13 protein-coding genes and 3 tRNA genes are annotated in these 16013 nt (G+C 49.2%); 9 read left to right on the top strand and 7 right to left on the bottom strand.

What is annotated here, in order from left to right:
• Window positions 1–94 precede the first annotated feature (94 nt).
• The 4 genes from AADEFJLK_RS05675 to AADEFJLK_RS05660 form a co-directional block, all read right to left on the bottom strand.
• On the bottom strand, window positions 95–523 hold the full coding sequence (locus AADEFJLK_RS05675; RefSeq protein WP_103973575.1) for a type II toxin-antitoxin system VapC family toxin: 429 nt from the start codon (window positions 521–523) through the stop codon (window positions 95–97).
• On the bottom strand, window positions 520–768 hold the full coding sequence (locus AADEFJLK_RS05670) for an AbrB/MazE/SpoVT family DNA-binding domain-containing protein (protein ID WP_103973574.1): 249 nt from the start codon (window positions 766–768) through the stop codon (window positions 520–522). Before AADEFJLK_RS05670 ends, AADEFJLK_RS05675 begins: the two co-directional genes overlap by 4 nt.
• 124 nt (window positions 769–892) lie before the next feature.
• Complete coding sequence (locus tag AADEFJLK_RS05665; protein ID WP_103973573.1) at window positions 893–1303, bottom strand: type II toxin-antitoxin system VapC family toxin; 411 nt, start codon at window positions 1301–1303, stop codon at window positions 893–895.
• A gap of 11 nt (window positions 1304–1314) precedes the next feature.
• A complete protein-coding gene (locus tag AADEFJLK_RS05660; RefSeq protein ID WP_103973572.1) occupies window positions 1315–1560 on the bottom strand; it encodes an AbrB/MazE/SpoVT family DNA-binding domain-containing protein in 246 nt (81 codons plus the stop codon).
• 672 nt (window positions 1561–2232) lie between these two features.
• On the opposite strand from AADEFJLK_RS05660, the gene AADEFJLK_RS05655 reads away from it, so the two are divergent.
• The 3 genes from AADEFJLK_RS05655 to AADEFJLK_RS24370 all read left to right on the top strand — a co-directional run bounded on the left by AADEFJLK_RS05655 (window position 2233) and on the right by AADEFJLK_RS24370 (window position 7252).
• Window positions 2233–3489, top strand: a complete 1257-nt coding sequence (locus tag AADEFJLK_RS05655; protein WP_103973571.1) for a metallophosphoesterase family protein — start codon at window positions 2233–2235, stop codon at window positions 3487–3489.
• A gap of 7 nt (window positions 3490–3496) precedes the next feature.
• A complete protein-coding gene (locus AADEFJLK_RS05650) occupies window positions 3497–6955 on the top strand; it encodes an ATP-binding protein (protein ID WP_103973570.1) in 3459 nt (1152 codons plus the stop codon).
• A gap of 153 nt (window positions 6956–7108) precedes the next feature.
• The gene (locus tag AADEFJLK_RS24370) at window positions 7109–7252 is read left to right on the top strand and encodes a hypothetical protein (protein WP_157679450.1); all 144 of its coding nucleotides are present in this window, start codon (window positions 7109–7111) and stop codon (window positions 7250–7252) included.
• 96 nt (window positions 7253–7348) lie between these two features.
• Here AADEFJLK_RS24370 and AADEFJLK_RS05645 read toward each other — a convergent pair whose 3' ends face one another.
• Window positions 7349–8392: a tRNA (5-methylaminomethyl-2-thiouridylate)-methyltransferase gene (locus tag AADEFJLK_RS05645; protein WP_088620958.1), complete on the bottom strand. Its 1044-nt coding sequence runs from the start codon at window positions 8390–8392 to the stop codon at window positions 7349–7351.
• 128 nt (window positions 8393–8520) lie between these two features.
• Here AADEFJLK_RS05645 and AADEFJLK_RS05640 point away from each other — a divergent pair, with 128 nt between their 5' ends.
• Complete coding sequence (locus AADEFJLK_RS05640) at window positions 8521–9762, top strand: PilT/PilU family type 4a pilus ATPase (RefSeq protein WP_103973569.1); 1242 nt, start codon at window positions 8521–8523, stop codon at window positions 9760–9762.
• 23 nt (window positions 9763–9785) lie between these two features.
• Here AADEFJLK_RS05640 and ampD read toward each other — a convergent pair whose 3' ends face one another.
• A complete protein-coding gene (gene ampD, locus AADEFJLK_RS05635) occupies window positions 9786–10328 on the bottom strand; it encodes a 1,6-anhydro-N-acetylmuramyl-L-alanine amidase AmpD (RefSeq protein WP_103973568.1) in 543 nt (180 codons plus the stop codon).
• Between the two features lie 92 nt (window positions 10329–10420).
• Between ampD and AADEFJLK_RS05630 the strand changes: the two genes are divergently transcribed.
• From AADEFJLK_RS05630 to AADEFJLK_RS05615, 4 genes are all read left to right on the top strand, one after another.
• The gene (locus AADEFJLK_RS05630) at window positions 10421–11722 is read left to right on the top strand and encodes a competence/damage-inducible protein A (RefSeq protein ID WP_103973567.1); all 1302 of its coding nucleotides are present in this window, start codon (window positions 10421–10423) and stop codon (window positions 11720–11722) included.
• Between the two features lie 283 nt (window positions 11723–12005).
• Window positions 12006–12082 (top strand) — tRNA-Pro (locus AADEFJLK_RS05625).
• 4 nt (window positions 12083–12086) lie between these two features.
• Window positions 12087–12163 (top strand) — tRNA-Arg (locus AADEFJLK_RS05620).
• A gap of 31 nt (window positions 12164–12194) precedes the next feature.
• Window positions 12195–12270: transfer RNA gene (locus tag AADEFJLK_RS05615), tRNA-His, on the top strand.
• A gap of 926 nt (window positions 12271–13196) precedes the next feature.
• Here AADEFJLK_RS05615 and AADEFJLK_RS05605 read toward each other — a convergent pair.
• Entirely contained in the window at window positions 13197–13610 is a 414-nt protein-coding gene (locus tag AADEFJLK_RS05605) for a hypothetical protein (RefSeq protein WP_103973565.1), read from the bottom strand.
• Window positions 13611–14099: 489 nt separating this feature from the next.
• Here AADEFJLK_RS05605 and AADEFJLK_RS24365 point away from each other — a divergent pair.
• Window positions 14100–16013: hypothetical protein (locus tag AADEFJLK_RS24365; protein WP_211299148.1), on the top strand; the 1914-nt coding region annotated here is incomplete at its 3' end.

Raw genomic sequence — 16013 nt, 5'->3', positions numbered from 1 at the left:
AGCAGATCATTTTAGCGATAAACGAAATGCTTCAAACGGAGAAACGGGGCAGCGCCAATCCGCTGCAATGGCAATGACACTATCTTAAACTAGGCTAAATATTGTCTGGACAATGGGGGCCACTTAAGGGCGTTACTGCTAAGCGGGCGGCACGACGCGCAAAACGACGGTCATCAAAGCTGTAAAAACTTTCACAATGACGGCAAGCGGTCAGATGCAAAGCATCGGCAAAATCCAAACCTTCTGATTGTAAAGCCAAGGCTTGGGAGACGCGAGGCCATTCTTCAACGGTGACATTGGCTAGCCCTAGCAGATGCTCAATAACGCGGCGAAAATCACTCTGCCCAAAACCATAAAAAGCGCGTAACACCCATTCCAATTCTAAAATAACGGTCAATGGCACAAACAGTTGGGGTGATTCAGTCATGATGCGCCGGGCAATTGGGCGTTGTTTAACCGCCTGCAAATCGTTGGGGTCATCGACATAAAAACGGGCCAAAATATTGGTGTCTAGCCCTATCATTTAGCGTCTCGCATAGCGTGTGCAACATCAAAATCCGCTAGATTCCGTTCACCAGGCAATTTGCAAACGAGCAATCCGTAACCCTCTTCAGGTTTTGTCGGCTGAATGCGCTGATTGACTTCAACCCTTAAGTTAGGGCCTTCTATTATAAAGCTAAGCTGGCATCCTGGTGTAATACCCAATTGTTTGCGGATGTCGAGAGGGATAATAACTTGGCCTTGTTCAGAAACGGTGACGGTTTGCATAATGGCTCCTGAAGTATTAAATGGGATTTCGGTTGGGTATCCGTTTTTCTTACGGCAATAAAATATAAATGGCTAATAAATTCATAGGCAATACGGAAGATGACTTGGAGCAGTTGTTTATCCCTCAGCGCGGTAAAGTGCTAGGATCAATTAACTTTATATCGACATTTAAACCAATCGCTTTATTAATGAGCTTCTTATCAAAGCTGACAAATTCATTGGCAGATGAACTACACGCCAGATGTAAAGCATCGGCAAAATCCATTTCTTGCCGATGCCATGCTAAGGCGTTAAACACAGCGGCCTTATTTTCAGTCATAACGTTTGTTAATCCCAGTAAACCCGACAAGGCATAGCCAATACGGTCAGATGGGAAACGGTAGCTGAACCGTAATACCCATTCTGTTTCCAAAATAACGGTAGTGGGGATAAAAAGCAGTGCGGATTCGGCAAAAATACGGTATGCCTTGAGATATTGGGCTTCATCGTCTCTGGTTAAAAATCGCACTATCACATTGGTGTCAACTGCGATCATGTTGTCCCCATTCAGCGGCAATTGCCTTGTTGAATGGCCTCGTCCATTTCTTCTATGGACTTTGCTGCGCCTTGATAAGCCAAACAGCCCGCAATAGCTTCGATAGAAGTATGTTGCATTATTTTTTTTGGCTTCAATAAAATGCCTTGCGGGGTAGATTCAATTTCTAATTCTTGCCCGATGGCCAAATGATAAGCATCGCATATTGTTTTTGGAATGGTTACATGCCTGCGGCTAGATAAATGCGTGGTTTTCATGTTTTTTCCCCTAAAAGTGTTGTTTCAGGTGGCTATTCGCACCCGATCTTTTTAAATTCATTATCGACAATACCCCGTATCTCTGGGGCATCGTCATCATTGGTAATCTGCAAAACGATAGCCCATTGCGCTTCCCCGCTTTTTGCTTAATAACGGCATGATTTTAAAGGGCTGCACCGAACGGAGTGCAATAGTCTTTAGCCATTGCACGATAACCTGACCGAGTGTGCTAGCTTTAGCCTGTCGTTTGCTTAACGCTAGATGCTATAAGTTAACGTTTATCTGTTGTTAGGCTATGGGTCATTATCCCATAAACGATAAGCGGGGCTGGTTTAGGGTATCAGCCATTTCTAAACGCGACATCCGCATTGTTCACCAAATAATGGGCTTACGGCCTTTCCGCTATCCTATCCGACAAGGCTACCGAACGTTTTATCACCAACAATTTGTGGTTTTTTTAGTAAGAATAGCCCAAACGGGGCGAATAGGCGCTTTTTTTATTGCCCGATCCACAAAGGGCGGCTATTATCCAATATTTCGGGCTTTGCGTGCCAGATGGACGGAAAAACGGGCTAAACGGCAGCGTTTTCAGTTTATGCGCCTATCATCCGGTCTGTTAACCGACTTACGGACTTATTAGCGTCGCCACACAATAAAAAGGGATAAGGGATAGTGAAATTCATTCATGCTGCGGATATACATTTAGATAGCCCATTAACGGGTTTAAGCGCTTACCCGGATGCCCCGGTGGAGATGTTGCGTACGGCGACCCGTGATGCGTTTACCAAGCTGGTTAGCGAGGCGGTTGAGCAGCAGGTGGACTTTATGGTGATTGCCGGGGATCTCTACGACGGCACTTGGAAAGACCATAATACGGGCATTTATTTCTGTAAAGAAATGGGCCGCCTGAAAAGGGCGGGGATTCCGGTTTATCTGCTGTTCGGCAACCACGATGCCGAGAGTGAAATGACCAAAAAACTGCAATTGCCCGATAATGTGTTTACTTTTGATGCGCGTAAGCCGACAACGTTCCAGTTGGAAGGGTTAAAGGTCGCCCTGCATGGCCGCAGTTTTAAGGATAAGGAAACAGTCGAAAATCTTGCGTCCGGTTATCCGGCACCCGTGCCGGGGGTGTTTAACATTGGTGTGCTGCATACGGCACTGGAAGGCTCGTCCGCCCATGCCAACTATGCGCCGTGCAGTCTGGACGAGCTTCATGCCAAGGGCTACCAGTATTGGGCGTTAGGCCATGTCCATGAGCATCAGATATGGCAAGGGGCGGCGACGGTGGTGTTTCCCGGCAATCTTCAGGGGCGGCATATCCGTGAGACCGGCCCGCGCGGGGCGGTTTTGGTGACGGTTGAGGATGCGGAAATTGCCGGCATTGCGCGGCTGTTCGTTGATGTGTTGCGCTGGTATAGCCTTGATGTGGATGTGGCGGGCTGTAACGCGCTAGCCGAGGTGGTGGTGGCGATAGGGCAGGCTTTGGAGGCGGTGTTGGCGGATACGCCCGCGACTATACCCGCCGTTATCAGGGTTAATGTCATCGGTAAGACGCAGGCGCACGGTGAGCTGTTCGGGCTGGAAGGCCAGTTGCGGGCGGAGGTGTTGGCATTGGCGGCCGCTATCGGGGCGGAGCGGATTTGGATTGAAAAGGTCAAGGTGAATACGGCGGCTGTCGATGACGGGGCGGTGCTCAGGGCGCGGGCCGACGCGCTGGCGGATTTGCAGGATTTGTTTGCGGCGGCGGAAACTGACCCCGATTTTCTCAAGGGTTTGCAAGAGGAGTTGTTAGGCTTGGTCAATAAGGCGCCGCTGGAGTTACAAACGGCTGTGCCTTATTTTAAGGATATTCGTTCCGGCGATTTAATGGGGTTGGTGCAGGACGTGCGTCCGGGGCTGGTCGCCCATTTGGCTCAGGCGGAGTAAGCGGATTATGCGATTTCAGCGTGTTGACCTTATCAAATATGGCAAGTTTTCTGACCGTTCGGTCGGGTTTCCTGCCGCCCAATACGATTTTCATCTGGTTGTCGGCCCGAATGAGGCGGGCAAGTCCACGTTGCGGTCGGCGATTGTCGATTTGCTGTTCGGCATTCCGACCCGCTCGACTTTAAACTTTATCCATCCGCTCAATGAATTACGGTTGGGGGCGCACATCAATAATGCCTCTGGGGCTTTGGAATTTCACCGCGCCAAGGCGCAAAAGCAAACCTTGCGTTCGCCAGCCGATGCGGTATTGCCGGAGGCGGCGTTGGTGCCGTTTATCGGGACGGCGGACAGGTATTTCTTTGACCAGATGTTTGGCCTTGACCACACGCGCTTGATTGCCGGGGGCAACAGCATTTTAAATGCCGAAAATGATGTCGGCCAGATTCTGTTCCAATCGGCGGCGGGGGTTGCCAGTTTGGGCAAAATCCGTGATGCGTTGCTGACCGAGGCCAGCCATTTATGGGCACCGAGAAAATCGGCGGAACGGGCTTATTATATCGCCGCCGATCAGCTCGATAAGGCGACTGCGGCCTTAAAAGAAGCCACGGTGCGGACGAAGGTGTGGGTGGAGGCGCATCATAAGGTTGAGGCTTTGCAACAGCAATTAAGTGACGAGCGCGACCGCCACCAGCAGTTGCAAAGCCAGCGCAATAGTCTTGAACGTATCCGGCGGTTAGCCCCTTATCTGGCGGCGATTAGGGATAATGAACAGCAATTGGCGGAATTGGGTGCGGTGATTGAATTGCCTGGGGATGCGGCAGCCATTTTGTCGGCTTCGGAGCGGGAGCTTGCGGTCGCCCGCCAGCTTTTAGCGTTGCGTACGGGCGAGGCGGAAAAGACTCAGGCGGCTTTAGGGCAAATCCCGCTGGACGAAGCGGTGCTGGCGATGGCGGCGGACATCAGCAAGCTCGATAATCTGCGCCAGCAATACAGCCCCTATAGCCGCGATATAGAGCGGCGCAAAAATGAGATTGCCTTGCTTTGGCAAAACGTGGCTGATTTATGCGCCCAATTGGGTTGGCAACCGGAATCGGAATCAGCCATCAGCTTACGTTTGCCTAAGCAATTGGTGCAGCGTGAGCTGAGGCGGCAAGCCCATAGTCATGGCGGCATTATCCAGGCGTTGCGGGCGGCGGAAAAAGCTGAAAGCAACAAGCTGGCGGAGATTGACGGGTTGTCTAAGCAATTGGCCAGTTTGTGCGCGGGTGAAATTAAGCCGGCGTTGCGGGCGGCTTTGGCAAAGGCTAAGTCTTTGGGGGATGTGGATACGGCCAGCCAAAAGCAGCAGGGGAAGCTGGCGAAAGCCCAGGCGGCGTTGGCCGATGCGCTAGCGGCATTGGGGGCTTGGCAAAAGCCGTTAGCGGAATTGCTGGCTATGCAGCCGCCAAGCCAAACACGCATTAACCGCTTGCTGCAAGAGCGGCGCGAACTGGTGGCCGACCAAAAAGCGGCCTTAAGCCGACTGAACAGCCAAAAAGCTGAGGTTGGCCGGATTGGCATAGAGATTTCGCAATTTCAGGAACTGCATCATCCCACCACTCATGAAGCCGTTCTGTACGCGCGGCATGAACGCGATGCCTTATGGTTGGCGATGAAAGCCGGAGAGAACACCCTGCAAGAAGCGGCACCACGGTTTGAGGTGACGCTACGCCAAGCCGATTTGGTTGCCGACAGGCGGCTTGATGATGTGGGGGAGGCAACCGAACTGCAAAGTTTAGAACATCAGTTGGAGCGGGAGCAGCATAATCTGTCGATGATTGACGGCCAGTATGCCGAGTTGGGCAAAGTCCTGCAAGCCTTTGATGGGGCGTGGGCTGAGCAGGCGGCGGGGCTGGGTTTGCTGGCGATGCCGTTGGAGGAGTTGGGCGCTTGGCTAGGGAAGCGGGAAAAGGTGCTGGCGGCGGCACTGGTTTGTCAGGAGGCGCAGTCCGAGTTGGATTTGACCGCCGATAGGGTGGCTCAGGCGCAGCTAGGCCTGAGTCAAGCGTTGCGCGAAACCGGGCTGGCGGTATCCGATGACGATAATCTGGCGGTACTGACGGTACAAGCGGAACGCTTTATCCAAGACATTGATGATGCCAATGTCCGGCGCGACACCTTGGCGGCGCAATTGCTGACCGCGCAAACCCTAGCGGCCACCTTAAAGCAAGCGACCGACGGGGCGCGTGCAGAAGAGCACCGTTGGATTGCGGCCTGGTCTGATATGCTGGCGAAGGCGGGTTTAGCCGCTGACAGCGCTTTGGGGGCGGTCGAAGACGCGCTGGAACTGATTGGCTTAATGGAAGAAAAATTGAGCAAAATGCGCCAGATTCGGGTAGAACGTATTGATACCATGAATGCGGATCTTAAGGCATTCTCGGCCGATGCCCAGCGGTTGGCGCAAAGCCTTGCCCCTGAACTGAATGCGGCACCGACCAATGAAATCGCCATTGAGTTAGCTAGTCGGCTCGCCCAAGCCCGTGCGGCCTATGCAGAACGGGAGCGCTTAACGGAGATGTTGCGGGTGGCAAATGCCCAAGTGGGTGAGGCTAATGAGTCGATACAAACGGCCACGGCCAACCTCAGGCCGTTGATGGAACGGGCGGGGGTTGACAGTTGTGCCTTGTTGGCGGAAGCCATTGCTAGGTCTGACGATTATCGCCATTTACAGGCTAAGCTGGCCGAAGCGAAGGCCACTTTTCTTAATGGCGGCGATGGCCTCAGCCAAGTACAAATCGAAGCGGAGATTGATGCCGCCGACCTGGTCCGACTCGTCGCCGAGTTGGCGAAAATTGATGCCGAACTGGCGGACACCGTAGAGCAGCAAACCGGGCTGTCGGCCAATTTAGCCAACGCGGCACGGCTATTAGCCGACATCGGCGGTTCTGATGCAGCAGCCCAAGCCGAGGGGCAACGCCAAGAAGCGTTGGCGAAAATGTCGGAGGTGGCGGAGCGGTATGTTAAGGTACTCACTGCTGGGCATTTGCTGCGCTGGTCGATAGACCGTTATCGGCAAGACAAGCAAGGGCCGTTGCTGGGGCGGGCAGGGGCGATTTTTTCGACCTTGACTTCAGGGGCATTTTTGAAGTTGGTGGTGGATTTTGAGCGCGTGCCGATGGTGTTGGAAGGCTTGCGTGCCGACGGCAAGTTAGTCGGTATTGCTGGGATGAGCGACGGTACGCGCGACCAACTCTATTTGGCATTACGGCTGGCGGCTTTAGAAATGCACTTGGAACAAACCCTGCCATTGCCGTTTATCGCCGACGATTTGTTTATAAATTACGATGATGTCCGCGCCAAAGCCGGGTTTGAAGCCCTGAAAAGCTTATCCGCCCAGACGCAGGTGATTTTCCTTAGCCACCATGACCATCTGATCCCCACCGTGCAAGCCGTGTTTGGCGAGCAGGTGAATATTGTCTTTTTGTGAGGCGGGCTGATAACATCAGCACTGCGCTGAAAAATAAAGCGGAACGGTTTCACATAAATGCACATTGCGGGTAGGAATATTGCCAATATTCGCTACGCTATAGTTAATCTCCAATAAATAACGGATAACAATGTGATGGGCAAGTTTGTAACAATGAGAACAGTGGCGTGGTTGCTGATCGGCGTTCTGATCATTTATGGTTTGTTGACCCATCCAGAGCGTTTATTGCCTTGGTCGGTTAAGGCGACCCCGGTTGTGCAGCCTATTGTTTTGCCTAAGGATGCTAGGATAGCGTAGCGGTGCATGGGGGCATTTTGGGGGCGCGGGCATTTTGCTTGCTTTTGCGGGCAAGATGCCTGCGCTCCACTTAAACGGATGCTACTGATAAGCCCTTTAAATATACCACTCTTTAGGGAATTCTTCTTTGGCTATGGGTGTGACGGTAATGACGCGCTCTATGCCGGCTTTGTCGAGAATGGCGACATCGACCTGTTCCGCTTCGCGGCCTTGGCCGAAGCGGGCGGTGATACGCGCGGCGAGGAACAGGTCTTCAGCCGAGGGTTCGCCATCCAATAACACTAAGGGGCCGTTATGGCTGGTCGCCAGCAGGCTGATATAGTCTTTTTTATAGCCTTGCAAAAAGCGGCCTTCGCCTTCTTCGCGGGCGACAATCAGCTTAAAATGCGGGGCAGGGCGGATATGGCGGCCTACTTTTAACAGCATGACATCATCGAGTTCGTAGTCTTTACTGCCTTGTGCTTGCCATAAATCGACCAATTTGGCGGTATAGTTTTTATCGACCAAAAAGCAGCAGCCGCCCGCAGGTTGCGAGTAGTCGTCAATGCCGAACTGTTCGGCCATCGCCATTTGCGGTTTGCGTGAGCGGCCCGTAATGTCATGCAGTTTTTCCCTATTCACCCAACCTTCGCGCTCAGGAATGGTTTCCGGCAGATTTTTGGCGCACAGCGGGCGCAATAGCAAATCATCAGCGCCGGATTGTTTGGCGATGATCGGCATGGTGTTTTTGCGCTGTGACATAGGCCGTTGCCCAATGACTTCGCCGGTGATGATAAAATCGAACTGGTTTTCCGCCAGCCAACGTTTGGCGCGGTTGACCATAAATATTTTGCAGTCCAGGCAGGGGTTAAGGTGCGCCCCGTAACCGTGCTTGGGGTTAATCAGCACGTTTTTATATTCTTCGATGACATCAACGATATGCAGTTTAATGCCCAATTGTTCGGCGACCCACAGGGCGTTGTTGCGTTTGGGTTTGGCTTTGTCCTTATCGCGGATCGCATGGGTGTGGCCTTCGACACAAAAGCCGGTGAAAAAATTGATGCCTTCGACATGGATGCCTTGTTCCATGATGGTTTTCGCGGCAAGCATAGAGTCTAGGCCGCCGGAAATCAGTGCCACGGCTTTTCTTTGTTGAGTCATAACCTTAAGTTGATTGATAATTATTGGCTGTTATGGGTAAATCAATGGCATTATACGCGGATATTTGCATTATCTGCTGTTCTTGAGCGGGTTTATCACCCATTTAACTTTTATACGACGAGCTTTTTATGGAATTTAAAGATTATCTGACCATTCTTGTCCGCCACGACGGTTCCGATTTGTATTTGACGGTAGACGCGCCGCCTGCCGCTAAGTTTCAGGGAGCGTTGAAGCCCTTAGAAAATATAAAATTGACCAATGAAAAACTGAAAGAAATCGCCTTTGGCCTGATGGACGACGATCAAAGAAAGGCTTTTGAAGTTACACCGGAAATGAATTTGGCGATTTCCGAGCCGGGCATCGGGCGGTTTCGGGTGAATATTTTCCGGCAGCGTAATAATTTCGCGTTGGTTATCCGCAATATTAAGGTGGAAATCCCCAATGCCGATAAGTTAGGCCTGCCGCAAATCCTCAAAAATGTCATTATGGAAAAGCGCGGGTTGATATTGTTTGTCGGCGGTACGGGGTCGGGCAAATCGACATCGCTGGCGGCGCTGATCGACCACCGCAACAGTAACTCGTCGGGCCATATCATCACCATTGAAGACCCTATCGAGTATATCCATCCGCATAAAAAGTCGTTGGTTAACCAGCGTGAGGTCGGCGTGGATACCATGAGCTATGAAGACGCGTTAAAAAACACCTTGCGGCAAGCCCCCGACGTGATCCTGATCGGCGAAATCCGTAGCCGTGAGACCATGGAACACGCGCTGGCCTTTGCCGAAACCGGACATTTATGCCTGTCGACCTTACACGCCAATAACTCTAACCAAGCCTTAGACCGTATCCTGAACTTTTTCCCGGAAGAGCGCCATAATCAGTTATTGCTGGACTTGTCGTTGAACTTAAAAGCCTTTATTTCGCAACGGCTGGTGCCGACTATTGAAGGTAAGCGTGTTGCCGCGATTGAAATTTTATTGTCCTCGCAACTGGTGCGCGATTTGATTTTGAAAGGCGAAGTGCAAAATATTAAGGAGGCGATGGAGAAATCAGAGAATATCGGTATGCAAACTTTCGATAGCCATTTGATGCGCTTATACAAAGAAGGGATCATTTCTTTGGAAGAAGCCCTGCAAAACTCCGACTCGCCCAATAACTTAAAGTTAAAAATTAATTTAAGCGAAGGCTTGGGGTCAAAATCACCAACCGATCAAGGAGGCCATACCAGCGGCGGTTTATCGTTAGAGGCTATCCATAAAGAAAGCGAAGAGGAGGAAGCGGCGGCTCCCCACCAACCTTCAATGGCGACGGGCATCGAACGGGTCAATTACGCCCCACATGTCCCCGAACCCAAAACAGTTAATAAGTAGCCGTTGTTACCCCATAGGGCGGGTTACGCCAGCAAGCCTCTTAAATAGTTCCAGTCAAACGTTGCGCCGGGGTCGGTTTTACGCCCCGGGGCAATGTCGCTGTGTCCGGTGATATGCTGCTGGGTCAAGCGCGGATATGCGGCCAATAAGGTCTTAATCACCGCTGCTAATTGTTGGTATTGCGCCTCGGTATAAGGCGTTTGCTCGCAGCCTTCCAACTCGATACCGATAGAGAAATCATTGCAGCGCTCACGCCCTTGGTAATGGGATACCCCGGCGTGCCAAGCACGGCGGTCAAACGGCACATATTGCACACAGGTGCCATCGCGGCGGATCAGCAAGTGCGCGGACACTTTCAGTTGATAAATGCTGGCAAAATAGGCATCATCTTCGGGATTAAGCCGATTGCAAAATAATTGGCTGATGTAGTCGCCGCCAAATTGGCCGGGCGGCAGACTGATACAGTGGATAACCAGCAGGGAAATATCGTCAGGGTCTGACCGCTCATCGTGGTTAGGTGAGGGCAGGTGAGTGATGCCTGTTAGCCAGTGCTGCTCTATTATCATCGGCATGTCAACGTCCGGTAAAAAGCACCTATTATTAGCCAATCTGTCCGTGCCGTACAGCCCATAACCCTATCTTTTTAAGTGAGTCTAACATGAACCCAATCCTGGAGATTTTTTCGCAAGGCGAAGAAATTGTCACCGGACATACTATAGACACCAATGCGGCGTGGCTAGCGCAACAGGCGGTCAGGCAAGGTTTTTGCGTGACCCGCCACACGGCGGTTGGCGACAAACTGGCTGACTTGGTGACGCTATTGCAGGAAATTGCCCAACGCGCCGATTGCTGTATTTGCACGGGCGGTTTAGGCCCCACCCAAGACGATTTGACCGCTGAGGCTGTGGCGTTGGCGTTTGGCTTGCCGTTGCAGTTTGATCCGAAAGCCTTCGCCCAGATCGAGGCGTTTTTCCGCTTGCGCCAGCGTGATATGCCCGAATCCAACCGCAAACAAGCCCTATTGCCGAAAGGTTCGGTGCGGCTTAACAATAAGCGCGGCACGGCCCCCGGTTTTGCCCTGCGGTATCAGCGTTGCTGGTTTGTGTTTCTGCCGGGTGTGCCCAGCGAAATGCGCACGATGTTTGTCAAAAGGGTTTTGCCTTTATTGCAGAAGCAGTTCGTTTTACAGCCCAGCACCTTAATCAGCATTAAGACGTATGGTTTGGGCGAATCGGCGATTCAGCAACGCCTGAATGCTTTGGCATTGCCCGCCGCCGTGCAGCTAGGTTTCCGTGCCGATTTAAGCGAAGTGGAGACCAAACTGTTATTCCCTTATGCCTATCCCCAGCCGGAATTGACCGCCTTAGTGGCGGAAACGGTCGGGCTGTTGGGCGATGCGGTGTTTGCCGTCGATACCCAAGATACCCCGTCGGGTAGTATGGCCGATGTTGTCAGGCAGTTAATGGCCGATAAGGGACTGAGCCTGTCATTAGTCGAAACCGCCAGCCAAGGGCTGTTAGCAAGCTTATGCGTGGGGGCCGATTGGTTGGTGGCGGCGCGTTATGAGCCGTCGCTGCCGAACTGGGCAAAGCAGCGAGGGCTGGTTTTTGACGGTGGCGACATTGCCGGCTTGGCGCGGCAATTGGCTGGCTCGGTACCAACAGATAACCCTGCCGATTGGGTTTTAGTACAGGTATACGAGGGCAGTTATCAGCAACTGCAAGATAAAAGCCAAGCGATAACCGTACATTCGGTACTGCTTGCCGATGCCCGTTACCATCAATCGGTGCATACCGTCACAGGCAATAGCAAGCGTAAACAAAGCCAGGCGGCTTTATTGTCCTTGGATTTGTTGCGGCGGGTTTTGCAGTTTGGCCAGTATAGTAATCCGACACTGGAAACGGGCGAAGTTAGGTTAAGCCGGTATGGGTTGCAGTTATTGGCTAATCCGCAAAAGTAGGGCAATTATTTTATCTTGAGTGGCTGAATAACTGTCCGGCAAGTGCGGCAAGTTATGCCTTGCGGCGTTTAGGTCTGTGGCTGTTGTTAAGCTGAGAGGAATGGCTTGTATCTTGCTGATAATAATGTTTATTTTGTAATGAATAGAGCCTTGTTTAGGACGAGTGGTAATGGTTTAAGAAAATAAATTAAAAAACTGTTGACGGAAAACTGATACAGGTCTATCATAGTCAGCTCTTCAAGGGTGTTTGTAAAACATTACAAATATCGGTAAAGAAAATTGTCGGGGTGTAGCGCAGTCTGGTAGCGCGTCTGCTTTGGGAGCAGAATGTCGGGGGTTCGAGTCCCTCCACCCCGACCACTTTGCGCTTGTAGCTCAACCGGATAGAGCACCAGCCTTCTAAGCTGGGGGTCGCAGGTTCGAGTCCTGCCAAGCGTACCATTTGTTTTTCCCCTATTTACCCACCATTATGGTGAGCGTAGCTCAGTTGGTAGAGTGCAGGATTGTGATTCCTGTTGTCGCGGGTTCGAGCCCCGTCGTTCACCCCAATAAAATACCAATCCCGTTTTAGTCTAAATAATCCCCTTTAGTAGCGATACTAGTAGCAACTGATTGCTTCTGGTGGGCTTTGTCACGTCAATTTTACCCGTTTATACCTTCACCATTTCAGGGCTGCTTTGTCCTGATGCTTGCCATTTATTTCTGCTTCCATTTCCCAGGCTCCCTTTGTGTACGGTAAGCGGTTAATAAGCAAGGCGGCATTCCAAATGCCCGTTATTCCGGCACTCGCGACAGTCTTATTCAATCGTTCCCGCTGTCTTTCGGCGTAAGGGCAATAGATGTTGTATATTCTGACTCCAGTTTGCTGATTCCCTCATTGGAAATGTAAGCCAATATTTTGCCGGCTTGTTCAAAATCATGCTTATATTGATCGAATTTTCGGCGTGCGGGGCCTGTCAGATTGCTTCCGCCCATAAGTATATGACCAGTGCATTTGGGGTGCTTATGCGCATCCGAAGCAAACTTTTCAACAGTATCTGTTTGCAGCTTGCTCTGTGTTGTCTTTACGTCAACTCTGGATTCTATTGTCTTCTTTGGGCGTTCTGCGCTAGGTTCATCGGTGGGTTGTGGAAGTCCGGCGGCAACGTGAAGCAGGCGTTTAAGTGACTATGGCGACGATCTGATCATCAAATCTGCTCCCATGTCGCTTTCATTGGTAACGGTGGGGCGGGTAAAATCGAAGCCTTCTTCTTGGATAGCTATACTTCAAACGGCCAGGTTTTCGGTTTTTTTGGTAGGGTACGCTGTGCGTACCTTTAAAAAATCCTCATAAAAATCAGTGTAAAAGGTACGCACAGCGTACCCTACGGTGAATTGTAAAAGCCGAAAACTTGGCCGTTCACAGTAGTATATATCGGCAACGATTTTTATAATCCTCATTTCGCCATCTTTACCTTTGTTTGAACTCATCGCTTTACCCTAACTTTAAAACGACGTTAGGGTGATGCCAAAACTTTTCTTTCTTGAGCTTTATGACGTGATACAGGTTAGCTATTGTCCCGAAATCACCAAGTAACGAAGAAATTTCATCGCGTATAAGTCTATTTTTTGCGTTATTTGCAGCCTCTGATGAGAGAAATTTTATAAATTCAATTTCTAAAATTGACAATACCTTATCGAGTGAAGAATCCTCAAGGCACTTCATTACCGAGGACTCTGCCTCCCCTAGTTCCTCAAGAAGCGTTTTGTCTTCCAGTAACTTTTGCGCTTCGATGGAGCTGATGACTTCTGGGGAAATGAATGCAGATTCAATAACGCGGCAATGATCTTCATAAAGATTACCGTCTTCATCCGCTTCGTATTCTATCAATGATAAGCTTTGGGACATTTTAGGTCATTCCTCTTTATGGAAAGGGTGTAATGTTAGGGGAGAAATTCAGGCGGTTTTTCTGTTGATAGGCATGAATTTTCCTTTCAGTATATCAAAGCCGCTTCAAAATATAGAGTCCGAGGCTGATTACGCGGCATAATAAAAGTATAGCTTAAGAACGGGTTTTGATTGGTGGAGGGGTCTGTGTCGTTTAACGTGCTTCGGCGGCTATACCCGCTATTGCCCCGCGTGTAATGTCGCCGACAACGCCGCCCCTTAGTTTAGATAATCCGCGTATTCTCCAGCCCCATGCATCGTAACATTGCGACAAAGTATTCGCCTATAAGATAAGGTAAACGGATCAATGGATTTTTTATAAAAATGGTAATAGTTTGTAGCTGAACGGGAGGGGAGTTGCTACACTGGAAGCCTACGCTAAAAGTTTTTGAATGCCTAGAATCGGACAAAAGAAGGCTGCTAGCATTTTTCGAATAAATACGGAATCTAATGACTAAACCATTTAATGTTGAATCTCAACACATAACTAGGCTTAATTACGATCAACTTACTCAGTTGCTTCAGTTGTTATTGTGGGCTGAATCAGATAAACACGGAATAGCTCAGCGAGCTGTAGATGTTGCTTTAAATATTAAGGTTGGTGATGGAGGTGAAGACGGGCGAATTGAATGGCAAGGAGGCCCTGTTTCGACAAATTATTTGCCTAATAGATTAACCCAATTCCAAAATAAAGCTTCTGAACTGGGGCCTGCGGGCTGTGCTAATGAATTGGTCACCAAAGATGGGGCGATTAAGCCTATGGTTTCTGATGTTTTGGCACAAGGCGGCTCTTATATTTTATTTACAACTCAGGAAATTAATGAGAATCAAAAGAAGAAACGCATAGCCTTAATGAAAAAAAAGCTAACGGAGCTTGGATTGGCTAACGCATTAACGGCAGATATTGATATTTATGACGCGTCAAAAATTGCTGGTTGGGTAAATTGTTTTTTATCGGCTATAGTTGCCGTTTTAAGTTGGATAGGGCAATCAATTGAACGAGGTTTAAAGTCTTTCTCTGAGTGGAGTACAACAGCAGAGTTTACTAACTACCCCTTTGTTGTTGTTGAAGCACGAAAGCAAGTTATTTTGGATTTAACATGCTTGCTTAAGCAAAAACAAAAGTGTGCGCGTATTATTGGATTATCTGGTTTAGGAAAGACAAGAACTGCATTTGAAATATTCAGGAGTGATGCTCTGTTACAAGAACTCGTTGTATATGTTGATGCTGCTATTGTCTTTAATATTGCCGCTCTCGTTACCGATTGGGTTAGTCATGGAATTAATGGAATTGTTGTTGTCGATAATTGTGATATTCAAATTCATGGGCAAATACAAAAAGAAGTGCAGCGAACAAATAGCAAATTGAGCGCGCTAACTCTTGATTATAATTTGGAAAGTATTTCGAATGCCGAAGAGGTTAGATTAAAACCTTTTTCTACGTCAGAAGTAAAGGGAATGCTTGAAAATATTTATGGAGCAAAGATTCCAGATTTAAATCGCATAGCCGAGTTTGCACAAGGTTTCCCCCAAATGGCTGTCCTTATAGCAGAAGCCCGTTTAAATGATGACACTGATATTGGGCGACTTACAGACGATGATATTGCTAAAAGATTATTATGGGGAAAAGCGCAACAACAAAACTCGATAGATGAAAAAATACTAAAAAGTTGTGCTTTATTCGATAGATTTGGTGTGGATAAGGATGTTTCTAATGAACTTGAGTTTATTGCTACTTATATTGGGCGTATAAGCGAAGCCGATTTCTATGATTGTATTCAACGATTTACAGAGCGAGGGATAATTGACCGTAGAGGGCGTTATGCTCAATTAGTTCCAAAACCCTTAGCTATTCGTTTAGCTGCTGAATGGTGGACGCGAACACGCGAACGAGATCAAGCCGAATTAATTGACTTGCTTCCAGAAACTTTGGTTAAGAGTTTTTGTGAGCAAATTGAAAAGCTTGATTTTCTACCTGAGGTGAAGTTATTAACTGAATCATTATGCGGTCCAAAAGGCCCTTTTGGCCAAGCGGAAGTGATCCTATCTGATAGGGGTTCAAGTCTCTTCCGCTCATTTGTTAACCTGAATCCTGAAGCAACAGCTTTTGCAATATCACGCATTTTACAAAATCAAACTCATGAGCAATTATTGAATATAATTGGTAATGTACGACGAAATTTAGTTTGGGCGTTAGAGAAACTATGTTTTCACTCTCATCTTTTTGAAAAAGCTGCATACTCCTTATTGCTTTTAGCTTCAGCTGAAAACGAAGGGTATAGTAATAATTCGCAAGGCGTATTTTCTCAGTTATTTAGGGTATATAATTCTGGCACAGCCGCAACTCTTGAATCAAGGCTTTTG

The sequence above is a fragment of the Methylovulum psychrotolerans genome (genome assembly GCF_002923755.1).
GTDB lineage: Bacteria > Pseudomonadota > Gammaproteobacteria > Methylococcales > Methylomonadaceae > Methylovulum > Methylovulum psychrotolerans.
Note: the sequence above shows the minus strand (reverse complement) of the source record. Positions and strands in the feature narration are given on the sequence as shown.

Excerpts from the sequence above, each read along its gene's own strand:
- AADEFJLK_RS05675 (WP_103973575.1), bottom strand. The coding sequence starts at position 523 with ATGATAGGGCTAGACACCAATATTTTGGCCCGTTTTTATGTCGATGAC.
- AADEFJLK_RS05670 (WP_103973574.1), bottom strand. The coding sequence starts at position 768 with ATGCAAACCGTCACCGTTTCTGAACAAGGCCAAGTTATTATCCCTCTC.
- AADEFJLK_RS05665 (WP_103973573.1), bottom strand. The coding sequence starts at position 1,303 with ATGATCGCAGTTGACACCAATGTGATAGTGCGATTTTTAACCAGAGAC.
- AADEFJLK_RS05660 (WP_103973572.1), bottom strand. The coding sequence starts at position 1,560 with ATGAAAACCACGCATTTATCTAGCCGCAGGCATGTAACCATTCCAAAA.
- AADEFJLK_RS05650 (WP_103973570.1), top strand. The coding sequence starts at position 3,497 with ATGCGATTTCAGCGTGTTGACCTTATCAAATATGGCAAGTTTTCTGAC.
- AADEFJLK_RS24370 (WP_157679450.1), top strand. The coding sequence starts at position 7,109 with ATGAGAACAGTGGCGTGGTTGCTGATCGGCGTTCTGATCATTTATGGT.
- AADEFJLK_RS05645 (WP_088620958.1), bottom strand. The coding sequence starts at position 8,392 with ATGACTCAACAAAGAAAAGCCGTGGCACTGATTTCCGGCGGCCTAGAC.
- AADEFJLK_RS05640 (WP_103973569.1), top strand. The coding sequence starts at position 8,521 with ATGGAATTTAAAGATTATCTGACCATTCTTGTCCGCCACGACGGTTCC.
- ampD (WP_103973568.1), bottom strand. The coding sequence starts at position 10,328 with ATGATAATAGAGCAGCACTGGCTAACAGGCATCACTCACCTGCCCTCA.
- AADEFJLK_RS05630 (WP_103973567.1), top strand. The coding sequence starts at position 10,421 with ATGAACCCAATCCTGGAGATTTTTTCGCAAGGCGAAGAAATTGTCACC.
- AADEFJLK_RS05605 (WP_103973565.1), bottom strand. The coding sequence starts at position 13,610 with ATGTCCCAAAGCTTATCATTGATAGAATACGAAGCGGATGAAGACGGT.